General features: G+C 67.6%; 14 protein-coding genes and 3 tRNA genes. 6 read left to right on the top strand and 11 right to left on the bottom strand.

Translation table 11 applies throughout. The annotated features are described in order from the left end of the window. Nucleotides 1-44: 44 nt before the first annotated feature. From P2Q66_RS19005 to P2Q66_RS19015, 3 genes are all read right to left on the bottom strand, one after another. A tRNA-Phe gene (locus P2Q66_RS19005) sits at nucleotides 45-120 on the bottom strand. A 48-nt stretch (nucleotides 121-168) separates the two neighbouring features. Further along, nucleotides 169-242: transfer RNA gene (locus P2Q66_RS19010), tRNA-Asp, on the bottom strand. Nucleotides 243-333: 91 nt separating this feature from the next. Continuing rightward, nucleotides 334-406, bottom strand: a tRNA-Glu gene (locus P2Q66_RS19015). Nucleotides 407-571: 165 nt separating this feature from the next. On the opposite strand from P2Q66_RS19015, the gene P2Q66_RS19020 reads away from it, so the two are divergent. Further along, a complete protein-coding gene (locus tag P2Q66_RS19020; protein WP_275730636.1) occupies nucleotides 572-1,612 on the top strand; it encodes a PHP domain-containing protein in 1,041 nt (346 codons plus the stop codon). A 35-nt stretch (nucleotides 1,613-1,647) separates the two neighbouring features. On the opposite strand, the gene P2Q66_RS19025 is transcribed toward P2Q66_RS19020, so the two are convergent. After that, entirely contained in the window at nucleotides 1,648-2,331 is a 684-nt protein-coding gene (locus P2Q66_RS19025) for a thioredoxin domain-containing protein (RefSeq protein ID WP_275730639.1), read from the bottom strand. Between the two features lie 126 nt (nucleotides 2,332-2,457). On the opposite strand from P2Q66_RS19025, the gene P2Q66_RS19030 reads away from it, so the two are divergent. From P2Q66_RS19030 to P2Q66_RS19040, 3 genes are read left to right on the top strand one after another with little or no spacing between them, the layout of a single operon-like run. Then, entirely contained in the window at nucleotides 2,458-3,483 is a 1,026-nt protein-coding gene (locus P2Q66_RS19030; protein ID WP_275730641.1) for a DMT family transporter, read from the top strand. 9 nt (nucleotides 3,484-3,492) lie between these two features. Continuing rightward, entirely contained in the window at nucleotides 3,493-3,921 is a 429-nt protein-coding gene (locus P2Q66_RS19035) for a metallopeptidase family protein (RefSeq protein ID WP_275730643.1), read from the top strand. 10 nt (nucleotides 3,922-3,931) lie between these two features. Continuing rightward, a complete protein-coding gene (locus P2Q66_RS19040) occupies nucleotides 3,932-4,852 on the top strand; it encodes a cation diffusion facilitator family transporter (RefSeq protein ID WP_275730645.1) in 921 nt (306 codons plus the stop codon). Between the two features lie 40 nt (nucleotides 4,853-4,892). On the opposite strand, the gene P2Q66_RS19045 is transcribed toward P2Q66_RS19040, so the two are convergent. The 5 genes from P2Q66_RS19045 to P2Q66_RS19065 all read right to left on the bottom strand — a co-directional run bounded on the left by P2Q66_RS19045 (nucleotide 4,893) and on the right by P2Q66_RS19065 (nucleotide 11,992). Further along, the gene (locus P2Q66_RS19045) at nucleotides 4,893-5,690 is read right to left on the bottom strand and encodes an ABC transporter permease (protein ID WP_275730647.1); all 798 of its coding nucleotides are present in this window, start codon (nucleotides 5,688-5,690) and stop codon (nucleotides 4,893-4,895) included. 70 nt (nucleotides 5,691-5,760) lie between these two features. Next, nucleotides 5,761-6,759 (bottom strand): ABC transporter ATP-binding protein, encoded by a 999-nt coding sequence (locus P2Q66_RS19050; RefSeq protein ID WP_275730649.1) that lies wholly within the window; start codon nucleotides 6,757-6,759, stop codon nucleotides 5,761-5,763. Continuing rightward, nucleotides 6,756-8,057, bottom strand: coding sequence for a hypothetical protein (locus P2Q66_RS19055; protein ID WP_275730651.1), 1,302 nt, complete (start codon nucleotides 8,055-8,057; stop codon nucleotides 6,756-6,758). The genes P2Q66_RS19050 and P2Q66_RS19055 overlap by 4 nt, the downstream gene beginning before the upstream one ends. 71 nt (nucleotides 8,058-8,128) lie before the next feature. Further along, nucleotides 8,129-10,915 carry a PEP/pyruvate-binding domain-containing protein gene (locus P2Q66_RS19060; protein ID WP_275730653.1) on the bottom strand — a complete coding sequence of 929 codons (2,787 nt, stop codon included), beginning with the start codon at nucleotides 10,913-10,915 and terminating at the stop codon, nucleotides 8,129-8,131. A gap of 36 nt (nucleotides 10,916-10,951) precedes the next feature. Continuing rightward, nucleotides 10,952-11,992 (bottom strand): universal stress protein, encoded by a 1,041-nt coding sequence (locus P2Q66_RS19065; protein WP_275730655.1) that lies wholly within the window; start codon nucleotides 11,990-11,992, stop codon nucleotides 10,952-10,954. Nucleotides 11,993-12,429: 437 nt separating this feature from the next. On the opposite strand from P2Q66_RS19065, the gene P2Q66_RS19070 reads away from it, so the two are divergent. Beyond that, on the top strand, nucleotides 12,430-13,056 hold the full coding sequence (locus P2Q66_RS19070; protein WP_275730693.1) for an NAD(P)-binding protein: 627 nt from the start codon (nucleotides 12,430-12,432) through the stop codon (nucleotides 13,054-13,056). 22 nt (nucleotides 13,057-13,078) lie between these two features. Here P2Q66_RS19070 and P2Q66_RS19075 read toward each other — a convergent pair whose 3' ends face one another. Beyond that, complete coding sequence (locus P2Q66_RS19075; RefSeq protein WP_275730657.1) at nucleotides 13,079-13,708, bottom strand: copper resistance CopC family protein; 630 nt, start codon at nucleotides 13,706-13,708, stop codon at nucleotides 13,079-13,081. Between the two features lie 110 nt (nucleotides 13,709-13,818). Between P2Q66_RS19075 and P2Q66_RS19080 the strand changes: the two genes are divergently transcribed. Continuing rightward, entirely contained in the window at nucleotides 13,819-15,261 is a 1,443-nt protein-coding gene (locus P2Q66_RS19080) for an NCS2 family permease (protein WP_079598386.1), read from the top strand. A gap of 12 nt (nucleotides 15,262-15,273) precedes the next feature. Here P2Q66_RS19080 and P2Q66_RS19085 read toward each other — a convergent pair whose 3' ends face one another. Then, the gene (locus tag P2Q66_RS19085; RefSeq protein ID WP_079598385.1) at nucleotides 15,274-16,578 is read right to left on the bottom strand and encodes a cation:proton antiporter; all 1,305 of its coding nucleotides are present in this window, start codon (nucleotides 16,576-16,578) and stop codon (nucleotides 15,274-15,276) included. Nucleotides 16,579-16,735 lie beyond the last annotated feature (157 nt).

Genomic DNA, 16,735 nt, shown 5'->3' on the forward strand with positions numbered 1-16,735 from the left:
TAAATGAAGAAAAGCACCAGTTCCGAAGAACTGGTGCTTCCCAGTGGTGGCTCCGACCGGCGTCGATCCGGTGACCTTTCGATTTTCAGTCGAACGCTCTACCAACTGAGCTACAGAGCCTAGGTGACTAGTCACCATGACAGCCGGAATTGCTTCCAACAATCAGAGCGACCCTGACGGGACTTGAACCCGCGACCTCCGCCGTGACAGGGCGGCGCGCTAACCAACTGCGCTACAGGGCCTTGCGTTTCTTGCATTTGCAGTATCTCTACCGCTTTTTTCAAGGCTTCCAGCCTACCAGACTTTTTTAGTCTGTTTGACCAGTTCCTTGCGTACCCCCAACGGGATTCGAACCCGTGCCGCCGCCGTGAAAGGGCGGTGTCCTAGGCCGCTAGACGATGGGGGCCAGGACCCGTTCGGAACAAAATAAAAGGCGTAAAGCGAGGCTTTCCGTCTTTGTCCTTTGCGTTTCTCCGAACTGGACTCTAAAACTATAGGGCCTAGTCCGGGATATTCCAAAATCGGCCCAAAACACCGTGCCTGAACAGGGAGAACAGGTGAAGATGGACTGATGGATGCCGTTGCAGCACTCAACGAGATTGCTTTCTGGCTGGAGCGCGGACGCGCCGCCACCTTCAAGGTCCAGGCCTTCCGCAAGGCCGCCGCGGCCATCAGCCCGCTGCCGCCGGAGGAGGTGGCGGAGCGTGCCCGCACCGGGCGGCTGAAATCCATGAAGGGCATCGGCGACCGGACCTACCAGGTCATCCAGCAGGCAGTGGGCGGCGGGGTCCCGGACTACCTGGCCGACCTCCGGGAGAAGGGCGTTCAGCCTCTGGCAACCGGCGGCGCCGCGATCCGGAACGAACTGCGCGGGGACCTGCACAGCCACAGCGACTGGTCCGACGGCGGCTCCCCCATCGAGCTGATGGTGGCGGCCGCCGGGGTGCTGGGGCGGGAATACCTGGCGCTCACCGACCACTCACCGAACCTCACCATCGCCAACGGGCTCTCGCCGGAACGGCTCACGCGGCAGCTGGACGTGGTGGCGGAAATCAATGCCAACGGGCAGTCCGGCAGCGGGAACCCGGACAGCAGGGTGCGGCTGTTGACCGGCATTGAAGTGGACATCCTCGAGTCGGGCGAGCTGGACCAGGAACCCGGCCTGCTGGACCGCCTGGACATCGTGGTGGCCAGCGTCCATTCCAAGCTCCGGGCGGACCGGAAGACCATGACCCGGCGGATGCTCGGAGGCATCCAGGCACGGCACACCAACGTCCTGGGCCACTGCACGGGACGCCTGGTGGAGGGGTCGCGGGGAACCCGCCCGCCGTCCGAGTTCGACGCCAAGGAGGTCTTTGCCGCCTGCGCCGAGTACAACGTGGCGGTGGAAATCAATTCCCGGCCGGAGCGGCAGGACCCGCCGGATGCACTGATCCAGCTCGCGCTGGAAGCCGGGTGCCTGTTCTCGATCGACAGCGACGCCCACGCGCCGGGACAGCTGGACTTCCTGCAATACGGCGCGGAGCGGGCCGCACGGAACGAGGTCCCGGCTGAGCGCATCATCACCACCTGGCCGGTGGAGCGCCTGCTGGACTGGGCAGCCGCGACGTAACCTGCTTCCCAGGCGACCGGCGCGGCAGAGGAACGCTACTTCGCCGCGTCAGCCAGCTTCTGCCGGAAGTCCGCCTGCGTGGACAGCGTCAGCTTTTCCCCGTTCAGGAAGAAAGTGGGTGTACCGCTCACGCCCAGCGCCTTGCCGTCGGCGATGTCGGCCAGGATCCGGTCCTCGGTCTTCTGGTCGGCCACCGCGGCGTCGAACAGGGCAAGATCGAGCCCCAGCTCCTCGGCATAAGTGCGGAACAACGGCGCCTGCGACTGCTGGCTCCCCGCCCACTGGGACTGCGTTTCAAACAGCCGGTTGGCCATCTGCTGGTACTGGCCCTGCTGCCCCGCGGCCTCGGCGGCCAGGGCAGCCTGCCCGGAATTCGGGTGCATCGACAACGGGAAATGCCGGTGGACGAACGTGATGCGGTCCCCGAACTCCGCCTTGAGCTGCTCCACCACGGGATGGATGGAGCCGCAGGACGGGCACTCGAAGTCGAGGAACTCCACCAGCTGGGCTTTCTCCACCGAGGGCGTGGTAAGCCGGTGGCTGTCCGCCCGGACCAGCTGCTCCGAGCCGGGGACCGGCGGGGCGGCCTGCTGCGGCTTCCCGGCTCCGAAGAAGGCATACCAGGCGACGCCGCCTGCCACGACGAGGGCCAGGACGATCCAGATGATTGTCCTGACGAGGCGTGCGGCATCACGGGGAGGAGCAGGGCTTGAGACCATATCCCGCATCCTAACCGAGCCGGCAGGCTGCCCTTGCCCAAGCGCCGCGCAACTTTGGCAGGAAGTTGACCAGACGTGGCCGATTTCCGCCAGCCTGCAGCTCCTGCGCCCGGATACATTGGCTTCATGCCGTCAACCACCCCCGCCAGCACTTCCGTTCCCGCACCTGCCGGCCAGGCCGCACCGCTGAAGGCGCTGGGCGTGGCAGCGATGGTGGTTACCGTGGTGCTGTGGGCATCCGCCTTCGTGGGAATCCGGGCCATCGGCCCGCACTTCTCCCCAGGCTCCCTAACGCTTGGCAGGCTGGCGATTGCCGCCGTCGTACTGTCCCTGCTGGTCCTGCCGCAGCTCCTGAAGAGCCGGCACCTGCCGAAAGGGCGCGAGTGGTGGCCCATCCTTGCTTACGGCGTGATGTGGTTCGGCGGGTACAACGTGGCGCTGAACGCCGCCGAACATGTCCTGGACGCCGGCACCAGCGCTTTGCTGATCAACGTCAACCCCATCCTGGTGGCCATCATGGCCGGCATCTTCCTGAAGGAGGGCTTCCCCAGGTGGCTGCTGATCGGAAGCACCGTGGCGTTCGCCGGGGTTGCGCTGATCGCCCTGGGATCCGGGCAGGGGGCGGCGTCCGGGCCGGGAACCATGCCGGTGTCCGGCGGAGGGGAAAGCACGACGGCGGAGATGGCGGGTGTGGCGCTTTGCCTCCTGGCCGCCGTACTCGCCGCGGTCAGCGTCATCATCCAGAAGCCTGTCCTGCGGAAGTTCCCCGCGGCCCAGGCCACGTGGTTCGGGATCCTGGTGGGTGCGGTCTGCTGCCTGCCCTTCGCAGGGCAACTGGCAGCCGAGGTGCAGGCCGCCCCGCCCGGGGCGACGGCCGGGCTGGTGTATCTGGGGATTTTTCCCACCGCCATCGCCTTTACCACCTGGGCCTACGCCCTCTCGCTCATTGACGCGGGCAAACTCGCCGCCACCACCTACCTGGTGCCCGGCACCACGGTCCTGATTTCGTGGCTCCTGCTGGGAGAAATCCCCACTGCCCTGGGCCTGGTGGGCGGCCTCATCTGCCTGGTGGGAGTGAGCCTCACCCGGCGCCGTTCACGCCCGGGCGCCGGCCGCAAGGCGCGGATCCGGCAGGGGCTCGTTCGGGACTAAAGTCGAGGTATGCCTGCCAGCCTCCCGCCCGGCCTCCCCATCATTCCGGAGGGACCCCACGAACCGCTCGGCTTCAGGATGTCCGCCCACGACTTCGAAGCCGCGGTGTCAGATGCCCTGGACAGCATCCCGGACAAGCTGGCCCGCGCCATGGACAACGTGGCCGTGTTCATCGAGGACGACTACGTGCCGGGGCCGGGTGAGGACCCGGACACAGTCCTGCTGGGAGTTTATGAAGGCGTGCCCCTCACCGAACGGGATTCCTGGTGGGACGCCGGCTCGCTGCCGGACCGGATCACCATCTTCCGCGAACCCATCCTGGAGATCTGTGCGTCCCGGGAGGACGTCATCCACGAAGTGGCGGTGACAGTGGTTCATGAGATCGCCCACCACTTCGGCATTTCTGATGACCGGCTGCATGAGCTGGGCTGGGGCTAGCCTTGTAGGCATGGGACACGACCACAGCCACACGCACGGCATCACCGCCACCGGGCGGCACCGGAAACGGCTCGTAGCCGTGCTTGTGATCACGCTGTCCGTGGTGGCGGTCCAGGTTGCCGGTGCCATCCTGTCCGGCTCACTGTCCCTGCTGGCTGACGCCGGGCACATGCTGTCGGACGCGGCCGGCGTAACCATTGCCCTGCTCGCATCCTGGATCGCCGGCCGGCCAGCCAGCGACCAGCGCACGTACGGGTACCAGCGGGCCGAAGTCCTCGCTGCACTGGCCAACGCGCTGATCCTGATCGTGATCTCCGTGGTCATCTTTTCGGAGGCAATCCGGCGGATCGGGGCCGCCCCGGAAGTGCAGACCGACATCATGCTGTTCGCGGCCATCCTCGGCGCCATCGCGAACATCGTGTCACTGCTGATCCTGCATGGCGCCCATCATGAAAGCCTGAACGTGCGCGGCGCCTACCTGGAGGTCCTGGGCGACCTGCTGGGCTCCTTCGCCGTCATCGCCGCGGCCGTGGTGATCATGCTGACCGGATTCAACGCCGCGGATACCATCGCGTCCGTGGTGATCGCCCTGCTGATCCTTCCCCGGGCCTGGAGCCTGCTGCGCGACGTGGTGGATGTGCTGCTGGAAGCCAGCCCCAAGGGCGTGGAGGTGCAGATGATCCGTGAGCACATCCTGTCCGTGGACGGGGTCACCGACGTGCACGATATCCACATCTGGACCATCACGTCCGGCGTGCCGGTCTTTTCCGCCCATGTGGTGGTGGAGGACGGGGTGCTCAACGCCCGCGGCGCCGACCAGCTGCTGGACAAGCTCATCACCTGCCTGGGCTCGCATTTCGACACCGACCACTGCACCTTCCAGCTGGAACCTGCGAGCCATTCCGAGCATGAGGCGCACCAGCACGCGTAGTTCTTCAAAACGGCCAGTTCGGCAACACGGCTGGTGCGGCTCAGCTCAGGACGTCCTTGGTGACCATCCGCCCGTACGCGAGCGCCCCGAACACGGTGATGTAACCGGCCTGCAGCAGCGCGTTGCTGGCGAACGTGTCCCACAGGACCGGCTGGCGGAGCATGTCGCCAAAGCCGAACCAATAGTGGCTGAACAGCCATGGGTGCAGCCACTCCAGCTGGGGCAGCTGGTCCAGGACCTGGGACACCACCGTGACCACCACGGTGGCGGCCATCGCGCCAACCGGGACCACGGTCAGGGTTGAGAGGAACAGCCCGATGGCGGACAGGCCTGCCAGGGACACCGCAAGGTAGGCGGCAATCAGGAGAATGCGGACGGCAGCCTCCGGCGGCTGGATCAGGTCGCCGGACAGCAGTGTCACCGGCCCTACCGGAAACAGCGCCGCGCCGATGGCCGCACCGGCAACGGCCACGGTGAGGGGTGCCACCAGGCAGAATGCGAGCGCCCCCGCGTACTTGACCAGCAGCAGCCGCACCCGCCCGGCAGGTGCAACCAGCAGGTACCTCAGCGTTCCCAGGTTCGCCTCGCCCGCAATCGTGTCCCCGGCAACCACCCCCACCGTAAGCGGCAGGAACAAGGGGACCGAAACCAGCATCGCGGTAAAGGCGACGAACAGGCCGTTCTGGCTGATCCGGTCAAGGAAAGCAGGGCCACGGCCCGGCGGGACGGAGGAGGACACCCGCACCGCAACGGCCACCAGCACAGGTATGGCCGCGAGCGCCAGCAACAGCGCCCAGGTGCGGCGGCGCGCAAACAACACTCTTAGTTCAGACAGCATCAGCGAAAACGCGGACCCGCGGGGCACCCCGGCCGGTCGTAAGGCCACTCCCGGGACGTCCGCCGGGACACTACTGGGCAACGTCGAACCCCTCCCCCGTCAAGGCAACAAAACGGTCTTCCAGGCTTTCGCGTTCGACGGCAAATCCCCTGACCCGGACCCCCGCCGCCACCAGGTGCCCCACAATGTCCTCCGAAAGGCGGCCGTCAGCACCACCTCCAGGGGAGGCCAGGTCAGCCAGGAGGATCTCGCCGTCGGCCTGGACGCCGCCTGCCTCCACTTCCAGGCCAAGCCCGGCCAGGACCGGACGGGCCGCCCCGGCGTCAGGTGTCAGCAGCCTGATCCGGGCGCTGCCCGCCCTCCGCAGGTCGGCCAGCGGCCCCTGCGCCACCAGCCGGCCGGCACTCATGACGGCGGCGTGCGTGCACATCTGCTCCACCTCCGCCAACAGATGGCTGGAGACAAAGACAGTGGCGCCGTCGTGGGCCAGAGACCGGACCAGGTTGCGTACTTCGCGGGTGCCCTGCGGGTCCAGCCCGTTGGTCGGCTCGTCCAGGACCAGCAGGTCCCGGTGGGACAGCAGGGCGTTGGCGATGCCCAGCCGCTGCTTCATGCCCAGCGAGTAGGCGTGGACCTTTTTTCCTGCTGCGTGCGACAACCCCACACGTTCCAGCGCCCGGTCCACCCTGGCCTTGCGTGTGGACGGCACGGTGTGGCGGCCGGCGGCGTCCAGGCGGTGGAGGTTGGCCGCTCCGGACAGAAAGGGGTAGAACGCCGGCCCCTCCACCAGCGCGCCCACCCGGGGCAGCACGTCCTGGAACCGGCGCGGCATGTCCATCCCCAGCAGGCTGACCGTTCCCGCCGACGCCGCCGCCAGGCCCAGCAGCATCCGGATGGTGGTGGTCTTGCCGGACCCGTTGGGGCCCAGGAAACCGAACACGGAGCCGGGCGGCACGGCAAGATCCACGGCGTCCACCGCAACCTGCTGGCCGAAACGCTTCGTCAGGCCCTGCGTCTCGATGGCCAGTCCGTCAGTCCCGGGGCGGGAGCTTCCGCCCGCAGGGTTCACGGAACCGCCGACGCGGCTGCCTGCAGCCTGTCCGGCGGCACCATACCCGCAAAGATGCGGCCGTCGTCGGTGATGAGAACGTTGAAGAGCGTGGTGGACAGCAGCCGCCCGCCCGGTACGACGACGGCGGCCTGGGACAGGAGTGGATCCTTCAGCAGGGAGCCGGCGACACTACCGCCCGCTGCCGCGGCAGGGATTCCCACCACAGTTTCCCAGCCCTTCCCCGTCACTGTGGGCGGGGCCGGATGCTGGTGGATGGCATCCAGTTGGTCCGGGGTGATCATCATGCCAGGGTTGCGGATGCCGGGCGGCCACCCGGTGGCCGGAACCTGCAGTTCCTCCACCGTGCTGCCCGGTGGCGGGACGAAGGTGAAGAGCGAATCGTCCGGAGCTTCAAGGGAAAGGCTGGTGAAGCCGGCACGGAAGGACGGCGAGTCCGCACCGCGTGCGGTCACCTGGACGGACAGCGGCATTCCGGTTTCCCCGTCCACCGCGATGGCCACGTTGCCCACCAGGGTGGCGTCCGTGCGCGGCTCAAGTATCAGGTTGTAGGCCGCGCGTCCGGCCACTTCCACGTCGTCCCCGACCCGCACCGCCGTGGTGGGCTCCACCTTGGCCAGCAGGTGCTCGGCGAGTTCTTGGGGCGTGGCTGGCATGGCGCCGTCCGGTATCGCGTGGTCCGGCATTGACTGGTCCGGTACAGCAGGCTCCGGTACAGCCGGCACCGTTGCAGGCTGGTCCGGGGGCGGACTTCCCGGAAGTCCGGGATCAACAAGCGGCAGGTCGCGGGCGAATGCCGGCAGGGTCAGGTGCGCTGCGGAGTTGTCCCTGGAGGAGTAGAACCACAGGTCGCTGTCCCGGCGGATGATGTCGCGTTCAGCCAGCCGGTCCATGACCTGGATCCGGACCTTGGTTTTACCGTCCACGTAGACCCTTGCGGTGTGCCCTCCGGAGAGCAACTCGAACACCGAGGCTGCGCCGCCGGCAGATGCGGGTCCTGAGCTGGGCCCGGCAGCGGGCAGCTCCGGCAGGCCAAGGTCGGAGGACTGCTCGATGGTGCCCGAGAACGAGTGCGGTTTGTGCCCTCCGTCGTGCCCGCCGAGCAGCGCCAGGACTTCAGCGGGAGTCTTGGCGGGCAGGGGATCACCGGCCCGCGCCGGAATGGTCCCCGCCAGGACGCCGGCGGCGATTACTGCAGGTGCTGCCACGGCAGGCACCCACCGCAGCCATGCACGCCTGGTGCCGGGCGTACTCCGCCGGTTGAACCTGCCGCCGGAGCCCATGATGTCGGAGCCCATAGCTCAAGGGTACGCCTGCAACGGCGGGTAGACACGCGCTCCAATCCCCCACCTTCAGGGCTTCCGGAAGGTCACGCAGGCACTACTGTCCCCGCCCCGCCGTCGACCGTTATTCTCTCCCCCGTGGCGATCCTGGCCGTGGCATCCGGCACCCCCACCACGGCAGGAATGCCGTATTCCCGCGCCACCACGGCACCATGGGAATTCGGACCGCCCATTTCCATCACCAGCCCGCCCGCCGTCAGGAACAGCGGCGTCCAGCCGGGGTCCGTGGACGGGGCAACCAGGATTTCGCCGGGTTCCAGGTGGGCGCCCACCGGGTCCAGGATGACCCGGGCGGCAGCGGTAACGGACCCGGCCGACGCGGGCCTTCCCGCCAGCGCGCCGGCAACAGTGCTTTCCGCTGCAGGCCGGAGTGCCTCGGGTTCCGTGCCGTCCGAAAGCAGCACCCGGGGAATGTGCCGCCGCCCGAGTTCCCGGGCGTACGCCTCGCGCCGTTCCGCCACAAGGTTCCGCATGTTTCCCGCTTCGGCTGTTGCGCCCGTGCCGCCGGCATCGCCCGTTCCCGTCTGCCGGGTTACTGCCGTCCGGGCTTCGTCGAAGTCGAGGAAGAAGATGTCGTCCGGCTGCCCCAGGACGCCGGCGGCGGTGAGCGCGCTGCCCACGTGCAGGACTTGCCGGCGGACCTCGGCGAGGCCCAGCACCAGCTGGTACTTGGGCAGCTCCCGGAGCCCGGCGAACAGCCGCGCCCTGCGCAGGGCTCCGCGGACCAGCACGGCGTGGACGGCGCTGCGGGCCCGGGCCTGGCCGACGAGGCGTTCCACCTGCGCATCGGCTACCTCTGCGGCCTTGCTGAACTGGACGTCGGGGGCAAGCCCAGGATCCTCCAGCCGGAGATAGTTGGCCAGGACCCCAAGGATGTGGGCAGGGTCATCGGACCAGCGGGGCATCCCGACGTCGATCTCGGCAACGGCGCGGTGCCCGTACCGGTCCAGGAACCTGGTGAGGCCGGCCTCCAGGCGTGGCGGCACGCGTCCGGCAAGGAACTCCCGGGCAAGGCGGGACGGGTCCTGGGTCAACAGGGCCGCGCTGAATTCGGCGTCGTCCCTGATGGCCGCGGCAAGGTGCCACAGCTCAAGGTCCATTTCGGTGGTCACGTTGTTGGGCAGGCCGCGGAGCACCGGCTGAAGTTCGTCCCACCGGTTCCCGCCCAGCAGTTTGCCTGCCACTGCCAGCATGGCGAATCCCAGCGCCGGCAACGGCAGGATGGCGGGAACGATCGCGAACAAGCGCGTCTGCAGGAGCCTTTCGGCGTGGTCGAGGCGTTCCCCGGGTCCGGCGTCACCCGGCAGCGCCAGCGCGGCGTCGAATTCGTCCGTGAACCTCTCCATCCGCCGGAGGGCAGCAGCAGGCCGGACCAGTCCGCGGAGGACCGATTCCGGAGCTTTGGCGCGGGCCGCTGCGGGCACGACGTGGCGGAGCAGCCCCCAGGGGGTCCTGCGCGTCACGGAAAAGGCCGGATCGTCAAAAAGTTGCCGCAGGACGGTGGCGGAGCGGGCCTCCATGATGTCGAAGACGCGGGGCAGGATCTGCCGGCCCACGGTGCTCCGCAGTGGAGTGGTGGCGTCGATGTAGATGCGCTGCCCGGCTTCGGCATAGGGGGACGGTCCGCGCCGCGGGTCGGGAACCCTGAAGCCCGCCGCTCCGGCGACCGAGGAAGCTATGAGCCGCAGGGAGGCGCGTCCCATCGGCGTCAGGGGACGGGTCAGGCCCTGGGCAAGGCTGAAGCAGAGGTACGCCCTGGTGCCGCCGGCGTTGCCGTTGCCGTTGGCCTGGGTGGTTCCGTTGCGTGCAGGCACCGGATACAGCGTGGTGATGGGCCTTGACTGCGTCAGCCACAGGGTGCCGTTATGGTCGATGGCCCACTCGATGTCCTGCGGCGCACCGAAATACTGCTCTGCCTGCTGTCCCAGGCGGGCCAGTCCGGTCGCCTGGGCGTCGGAAAGGCAGGAAGAATCCGGCGCGGGTGGCAGGTCAACGGTCTCGGTCCCGCCGCCGGGAAGGGCCAGGACAGCCACCCGTTTGTCGCCCAGTTTCCGCTCGACAACCCGGCCGGCAGCTGAGTCCACGACGTAATGGTCCGGATTGACCGCCCCCGAAACCACCGCCTCGCCCAGGCCCGGGCTGGCATCGATGACGGCGTGCCCCCTGCGTCCGGTCACAGGATTGGCAGTGAACAGGACGCCTGCCGCTTCCACGTCCACCATCTGCTGGACAACCACTGCCAGGGCGACGTCGTCAGGATCAATCCCGAGGCTGGCCCTGTAGGCGGTGGCCCGGTCCGTCCACAGCGAAGCCCAGCACTTCCGGACTGCTTCCAGGACGGGACCCGCGCCCACCACGTTGAGGTAGGTGTCCTGCTGCCCGGCAAAGCTCGCGAAGGGAAGGTCTTCCGCCGTGGCCGAGGACCTTACCGCCACGGGCACCTCCGGCCCAAGGCTGTTGTAGGCCTGTTCCACTGCGGCGGCTATGCCGGACGGAATGGGTGCCTCCTGGATGGCGCTGCGGGCAGCAGCCGCCAGGCCGGCAAGCGCAGGAGTACCACTTCCGAAGCCCGGCTTCAGGGCGGCATGGATCCCGGCGAGCGCCGGGAGCAGGTTGTGCGGGGCCCCGGTGATGTGCCGGTAGGCATCAGTGGTGAGGCAAAAGCCGTCCGGCACCGGCAGCCCGGCTGCCATCAGCTCGCCCAGGTTGGCGGCCTTGCCTCCCACGAGGGCGAGCATTCCGGCATCAAGGGAGCGCAGGTTCCGGACCAGGCCGTCACCGGTACTCTCCTCAGCCTTCTCCGGCCGTTGCATGTGCGTGCCTTCCCTGGTGGCCGGGTGCCTGCCGTCTTAGGCGGCGTCGCCGAGGATCGGCCCGAAGCGGGCGCGGTCGGCGAGGCGGGGGTCTTCGCGGTCCGGAACCACCATCACCGGGCCCTTGGCATGGTGGAGCACGCCGTCGGAGGTTGACCCCAGGAGCATCCCGGTGAACCCGCCGCGGCCGCGGGTGCCCACCACCACAAGCTCAACGTGCCTGCTTTCCCCAACCAGCACGTCCACGGGCGAGCCGTCCCGCAATTCCGACTCCGCCGAAAGGCCGGGGTAATGGCTCCGCAGCCAGGACATGCCGGCGTCCAGCGTTACCTGGATGTCCGCGAAGAGGGCCTTGCGGTCCATCGGAGCGGGCACCCAGGCGAGCGATCCGCTGTACTGGGGCACCGCGCACACCACACGCAACGCCGCGCCCAGCCGTTCAGCCTGGTCTGCAGCTTCCAGCACGGCAACCCGTGCCTGTTCCGAGCCGTCAACGCCGACCACCACCACGTTCTCCACGCGCTGGTGCCCTGCTTTGGCCTGTTCAGCCTTGATGCGCCGGTCCTCGGTTGTTTCGCCCAACCGGTCCGAACAGATCAGCGGCACCGTCACCGTCGGGCATTTGGCGTGTGCGGGCAGGGCGCTGCTCACCGAGCCTAGGAGCCGGCCCACGAAGCCGCCCCGGCCCCTGGTGCCGAACACCAGCAGTTCCGCGGTTTCGGACATTTCCAGCAATACTCCGGAGGCATCGCCGTTCTCCACGGAGGAGCTCACCTGGATGTCGTACCCGGCAACTTTTGCAAGTGCTTGCTTCACGATGGCCTCTGCACCCTCGCGGATCACGGAGTCATCCACGGTGGCGTAGCCGCCGTCAAGGCCGGACGCGGCGAAGATCGGCACGGAGTATGCCGTGACGATGTGCAACGGACGACGCCGGCGCTGGGCCTCGCGTGCTGCCCACACCAGGGCGCACTGGCCATGGTCCGAACCATCAACGCCCACAACGATTCCATCGGGCGCGGCAGAAGTGCCACCGCCGTCCCGTGCCGGGTCCCGATGCAACTCTCGTGCGCCCATGGGGCCGCCTCCTTGCGCTACTGCCTGATATTGCGGCTATTCTGCCAGAAGCCTGGCGTTCCCCAAGCACCCGGCCGGCAGCCGCAGCCGCCCGGGAAACAACCCGCCTCCACTTCTCACTATTCTCCGTCCGCTGTGCCATAGCAAGCCTGTTCAGGCCACGGAAGCGCAGGTTATCCACAAGATTTCCACAGGCTCCCGGCGGTGCTGGGGAAAGCGCGTTCACCTGCAGAAGAATGTTTGCGTTTTGGGCTATGCCTGACCCGGATTGTTCTGTAGTCTTCAGGACATTGTTGGTCCGGGACGCCTACTGCCACTTCTTGTCAGGGGTGCCCGCCAACGTGCTGCGGCCGGACTTTGGGGGATACGGAACGCGCGCCGGCGAGGACGCCGGCACCTGCCGAAACTTTCGAAGGAGGGAAACTGTAGTGTCAAGCATGCCTGGGAGTGCCGGGACCGAACAGACCACCACCGTGATCATTGGCACGGGCCTCTCCGGCCTGGCCGTTGCCGCCGAACTGCGCCGCCGCGGCATTGACTCCATCGTGGTGGACGGGCTCGACATACTGGGCTCGGCCCAGCCTGCCAACACAGCTTCACTGCAGCGCTGCGATGCAGCGGACTCCGCCACGCTCCGGGAACGGAACGAGATCCTCCGGCACCTGCGCAACTACGCGGCCAGCCACCACGTGGACGTGCGGAACACCACCCGCGCCGTCCAGCTGACCATGGTGGAGCCCGCCCCGGCTGACGCTGCCGGCCCACAGTGGGAAGTCCACACCCCCACCGGCATCCTGGTGGCAGACCACATCGTCCTCACCCGCTGCGCCCACAGCCAGCTCCGGCGGATGATCAATGACTTCGGGATCGCCGTCGGCCGCAACCTTTCCGCCGCCATGCGGGCCATCGGCATCTACCTGGTAGGCGTTGGCGAGCTCATCACGCCGTCACCCAAGGAAGTCCTCCGCCAGGCAAAGACCGTTGGCCAGGCCATCTCCGCCAGGGTCCACCCGGACAGCACCGCCTTCCCGCCGACGGGGAGCTTTGCAATCCTGCCCTGCTAGTGATCCTGCCCTGCCGGTACGGCTATTTCCCGTCCGGCTGCTCTTCGCCGCCGGCGGACAGACGGCGCTTCGCCAGGATGGCCAGCACCGCGAGCAGGCCCACGGCCACCGCGGCGAAAATGACGATGCTCCATTGGAACGGCTCCCCGGAGTTTGCGGGTACGGACGGTTCCGCCGTAACGCCAGGCTCAGCGGTGCCCATCCCCGGAACTGTTGCGGCCGCCGTCGAACCCGTTGCCGGGGCCGTTGCCTGGCCCGATCCCTCCGTGGCGCCGGCCGCGGTGAAGCCGAACGTACCTTCGATGGGATGCGAATCGGAGCTGACCACCCGCCAGGACACCGTGTATTCACCGGCCGGGCCGCCCGCCCGGAGCTTCTGCGACGCCACGTTGTCCACGATCTCAACCGGCCCGTCGGCCCATTCGGCACCGGAGGCGTCCTTGACCGAGAAGGAGGCGCCGATGCCGAGCGGTTTGTTGCCGAAGGTGACCGACACCTGTGCGGGCGGGCTGGGCACCGACGCACCCTGGGCGGGGCTGCTGGACTCGGCGGCGTCGTGGGCAGCGGCCGGGCCGGCAAAGCCCAGCAGGGCTGCGGAAAAAACGAGGGACCCGAGCACGAGGCTCAGCATTTGGCGGCGGATGGAACGCATGCGGGACTGCTCCTTGTGTTGGCTTCCTTACAGACTAGGGGAATTTGCCGGCCCTCCCGCCGTCACACCCATAGGATGCAGGTATCCCCACAGACTTCCCCGGAGGACTAATGCTTAAGCAAGGCTCTGCCCTGGACCGGTATTTCAAGATCACCGAGCGCGGCTCCAACCTCTCCCGCGAGATCCGGGGCGGCTTCGCCACGTTCTTCGCCATGAGCTACATCGTGGTGCTGAACCCCCTGATCCTTTCCGGCCCGGACTCGAGCGGCAACACCCTCGGCTTTCCCGCGGTTGCAGCGGTCACGGCGTTCGTGGCGGGCATCCTCACCATCCTGATGGGCGCGTGGGCAAAGCATCCCTTCGCGCTGGCCACCGGCCTTGGCGTTAACGCCTTTGTTGCCGTCACCGTGGCCACCAACCCGGGACTGACGTGGCCGGACATGATGGGCCTGGTGGTCCTCTCCGGCGTCACCATGCTGATCCTGGTCCTCACCGGGTTCCGAACGGCCGTCTTTAAGGCCGTGCCGGACGGGATCAAGACCGCCATCGTGGTGGGCATCGGCCTGTTCATCGCGCTGATCGGGCTCGTGAACGCCGGGTTTGTGAGGCGCATCCCCGATGTTGCCGGCACCACCGTTCCGGTGGGCCTGGGTTTTGACGGCAAGCTCCTGGGCTGGCCCACCGCCGTCTTTGTGTTCGGCCTGGTCCTGACCATCGCCCTGGTGGTGCGCAAGGTCAAAGGCGCCATCCTGATCGGCATCATCACCTCCACGGTCATCTCGGTGATCCTCGAACTCACCCTTCACATCGGACCCAGCGTGGTTCCCGGCAAGGAATTTAACCCCCAGGGCTGGTCCCTGGTGGCCCCCGCGTTCTCGGAATGGGCCGCCCCTGACCTCTCCCTGATCGGCAAGGCAAACCCGTTCGGCGCCTTCGACAACCTGGGCTTCGTGGCCGCCACCCTGCTGGCCTTCGTCATCCTGCTCAGCATCTTCTTTGACGCGATGGGCACCATGGTGGGCCTGGCGAACGAGGCAGGCACCGTGGACGAGCACGGCAACATTCCCAACGTGGACCGGGTCCTCCAGGTGGACGCGCTGGGCGCGATCGTGGGCGGCGGCGCCTCCGTGTCCTCCAACCAGATTTACGTGGAAGCCGGCGCCGGCATCGGCGAAGGTGCACGCACCGGCATCGCCTCGATCGTGACCGGGCTGCTGTTCCTGGTGGCCATGTTCTTCACCCCGCTCATCAACCTGGTCCCGTTCGAAGCCGTCGCCCCCGCCCTTGTGGTGGTGGGCTTCATGATGGTGTCCCAGGTGGGCAAGATCGACTGGCAGGACTGGGGCATCGCCATCCCGGCCTTCCTCACCTTCACCCTCATGCCTTTCACCTACTCCATCGCCAACGGCCTGGGCGCCGGGTTCATCGCGTACGTGCTGATCCGCACTGTCCAGGGCAGGGTCAGGGACATCCATCCGCTGATGTGGGCTGTGGCAGGAGCCTTCCTGCTGTTCTTCGCGGTGGGTCCCATCGAGGCTGCCCTGGGGATGTAGCCCGTTCCCGGGCTATACCGGGGTGTTGGGGGCGAGCCCTTCGTCCCCTGAAACGGCACGGGCCTTCTTCTCGCGAAGCCGGTCCAGCCGGTTCATCAGGGGCGAGGTGGTGGCGCCGTGGATCACGATGGATAGTGCCACCACCAGTCCCACGAAGGCCCACAGCCACTCTGCCTGGCCGCCGAACTGCCCTTTTCCGAGGGCGTAGGCGAGGTAGTACAGTGACCCGATCCCGCGGATGCCGAAGAAGGACAGGGCGATCCGCTCACGCGGGCCGGTCTTCCCACCCAGCAGCCCCACCCAGCCCGCCAGCGGGCGCACCACCAGCAGGAATGCCAGAGCCACAAGCACCTCGGCCAGTCCGATGCCGGCCAGCAGTCCGCGGGCAATGGCGCCGCCGAGCAGGACCAGAATCACCACGGTCAGGAGCCGCTCCAGCTGCTCCACGTAGGAATGGAGCACGCGGTGGTAGCCGTGCGTATGCTCTGCGGCCCGGATGGTGACGGCGCAGACGAACACCGCGATGAAGCCGTAGCCCTCCACCATCTCCGTCAGCCCGTACGCCAGGAACGTCGCGGCGAGGGCCACGAAGCCCTCCGAGTGGTTGGACAGCCGGAGGCTTTCTTTCCGGGCCGAGAAGAAGAGCCGGCCCAGCAGTTTGCCCATCAGGAAGCCCAACAGCAGGCCGATGGCCAGCCGCCACAGGACGTCCACCCCGAACCATTCCAGAAACCACGAGGACGGGGACGATCCAGCAATGCTGATGGCGATGGCCAGGTAGACGAAGGGGAACGCCAGTCCGTCATTGAGGCCGGCCTCCGAGGTGAGGCCGAACCGCACCTCATCCTCCTTGTTGGCGCCGTCGTCGTGGTCTGCCGGCTCCCCCACCTGCACCTCCGACGCCAGGACGGGGTCCGTGGGAGCCAGGCTGGAGGCCACCAGCAGCGCAGCGCCGAGCCCCAGGCCCAGGAACCACAGCCCCAGCAAGGTCAACGCCACAATGCACAGCGGCATGGCGATCCCCAGGAGCCGCCACGTGGTGGACCACTCCTTGCGCCCCACCGGCCGGTCCAGGGCCAGCCCCGCGCCCATCAGGGAGATGATGACGCAGATTTCGGCGAGGTGCAGGACGAAGTCGCCGTGCGCCACCGGGTCCGGATCGGGAAGCGTGGGGATCAGGGCGAACACCCCCATTCCGGCTCCGAGGAAGACCATGGGCATCGAAAACGGCATGTTGCGCAACAGCTTGGGCAGCACCGCGGCGATGAACACCGCCACGCCGGCGGCGGCAAACAGGAGGTTGGGGGCTTCAAACATTGCATGCTCTCCGGACTGTTCATTGCGCCCGTCCGGCGCAGGCAAACGTTCTGCGGTCCCAAACGGGATTGCTCCACCATAGCCCCTGCCGTTTTTCGACGGGGTTCTTGGATTCCAGACACGACGACGGCGGCGCTGCTGGTTTTCGCCGCCTTCA

Origin of the sequence: Arthrobacter sp. Cr_A7 (genome assembly GCF_029222765.1) — a bacterium.
GTDB lineage: Bacteria > Actinomycetota > Actinomycetes > Actinomycetales > Micrococcaceae > Arthrobacter.

What these genes read in the sequence shown, in the direction of transcription:
- P2Q66_RS19075 (WP_275730657.1), bottom strand. Translation starts at nt 13,708, where the DNA reads ATGCGTTCCATCCGCCGCCAAATGCTGAGCCTCGTGCTCGGGTCCCTC.
- P2Q66_RS19045 (WP_275730647.1), bottom strand. Translation starts at nt 5,690, where the DNA reads ATGCTGTCTGAACTAAGAGTGTTGTTTGCGCGCCGCCGCACCTGGGCG.
- P2Q66_RS19065 (WP_275730655.1), bottom strand. Translation starts at nt 11,992, where the DNA reads ATGGGCGCACGAGAGTTGCATCGGGACCCGGCACGGGACGGCGGTGGC.
- P2Q66_RS19040 (WP_275730645.1), top strand. Translation starts at nt 3,932, where the DNA reads ATGGGACACGACCACAGCCACACGCACGGCATCACCGCCACCGGGCGG.
- P2Q66_RS19085 (WP_079598385.1), bottom strand. Translation starts at nt 16,578, where the DNA reads ATGTTTGAAGCCCCCAACCTCCTGTTTGCCGCCGCCGGCGTGGCGGTG.
- P2Q66_RS19080 (WP_079598386.1), top strand. Translation starts at nt 13,819, where the DNA reads ATGCTTAAGCAAGGCTCTGCCCTGGACCGGTATTTCAAGATCACCGAG.
- P2Q66_RS19020 (WP_275730636.1), top strand. Translation starts at nt 572, where the DNA reads ATGGATGCCGTTGCAGCACTCAACGAGATTGCTTTCTGGCTGGAGCGC.
- P2Q66_RS19025 (WP_275730639.1), bottom strand. Translation starts at nt 2,331, where the DNA reads ATGGTCTCAAGCCCTGCTCCTCCCCGTGATGCCGCACGCCTCGTCAGG.
- P2Q66_RS19030 (WP_275730641.1), top strand. Translation starts at nt 2,458, where the DNA reads ATGCCGTCAACCACCCCCGCCAGCACTTCCGTTCCCGCACCTGCCGGC.
- P2Q66_RS19055 (WP_275730651.1), bottom strand. Translation starts at nt 8,057, where the DNA reads ATGGGCTCCGACATCATGGGCTCCGGCGGCAGGTTCAACCGGCGGAGT.
- P2Q66_RS19070 (WP_275730693.1), top strand. Translation starts at nt 12,430, where the DNA reads ATGCCTGGGAGTGCCGGGACCGAACAGACCACCACCGTGATCATTGGC.
- P2Q66_RS19060 (WP_275730653.1), bottom strand. Translation starts at nt 10,915, where the DNA reads ATGCAACGGCCGGAGAAGGCTGAGGAGAGTACCGGTGACGGCCTGGTC.
- P2Q66_RS19035 (WP_275730643.1), top strand. Translation starts at nt 3,493, where the DNA reads ATGCCTGCCAGCCTCCCGCCCGGCCTCCCCATCATTCCGGAGGGACCC.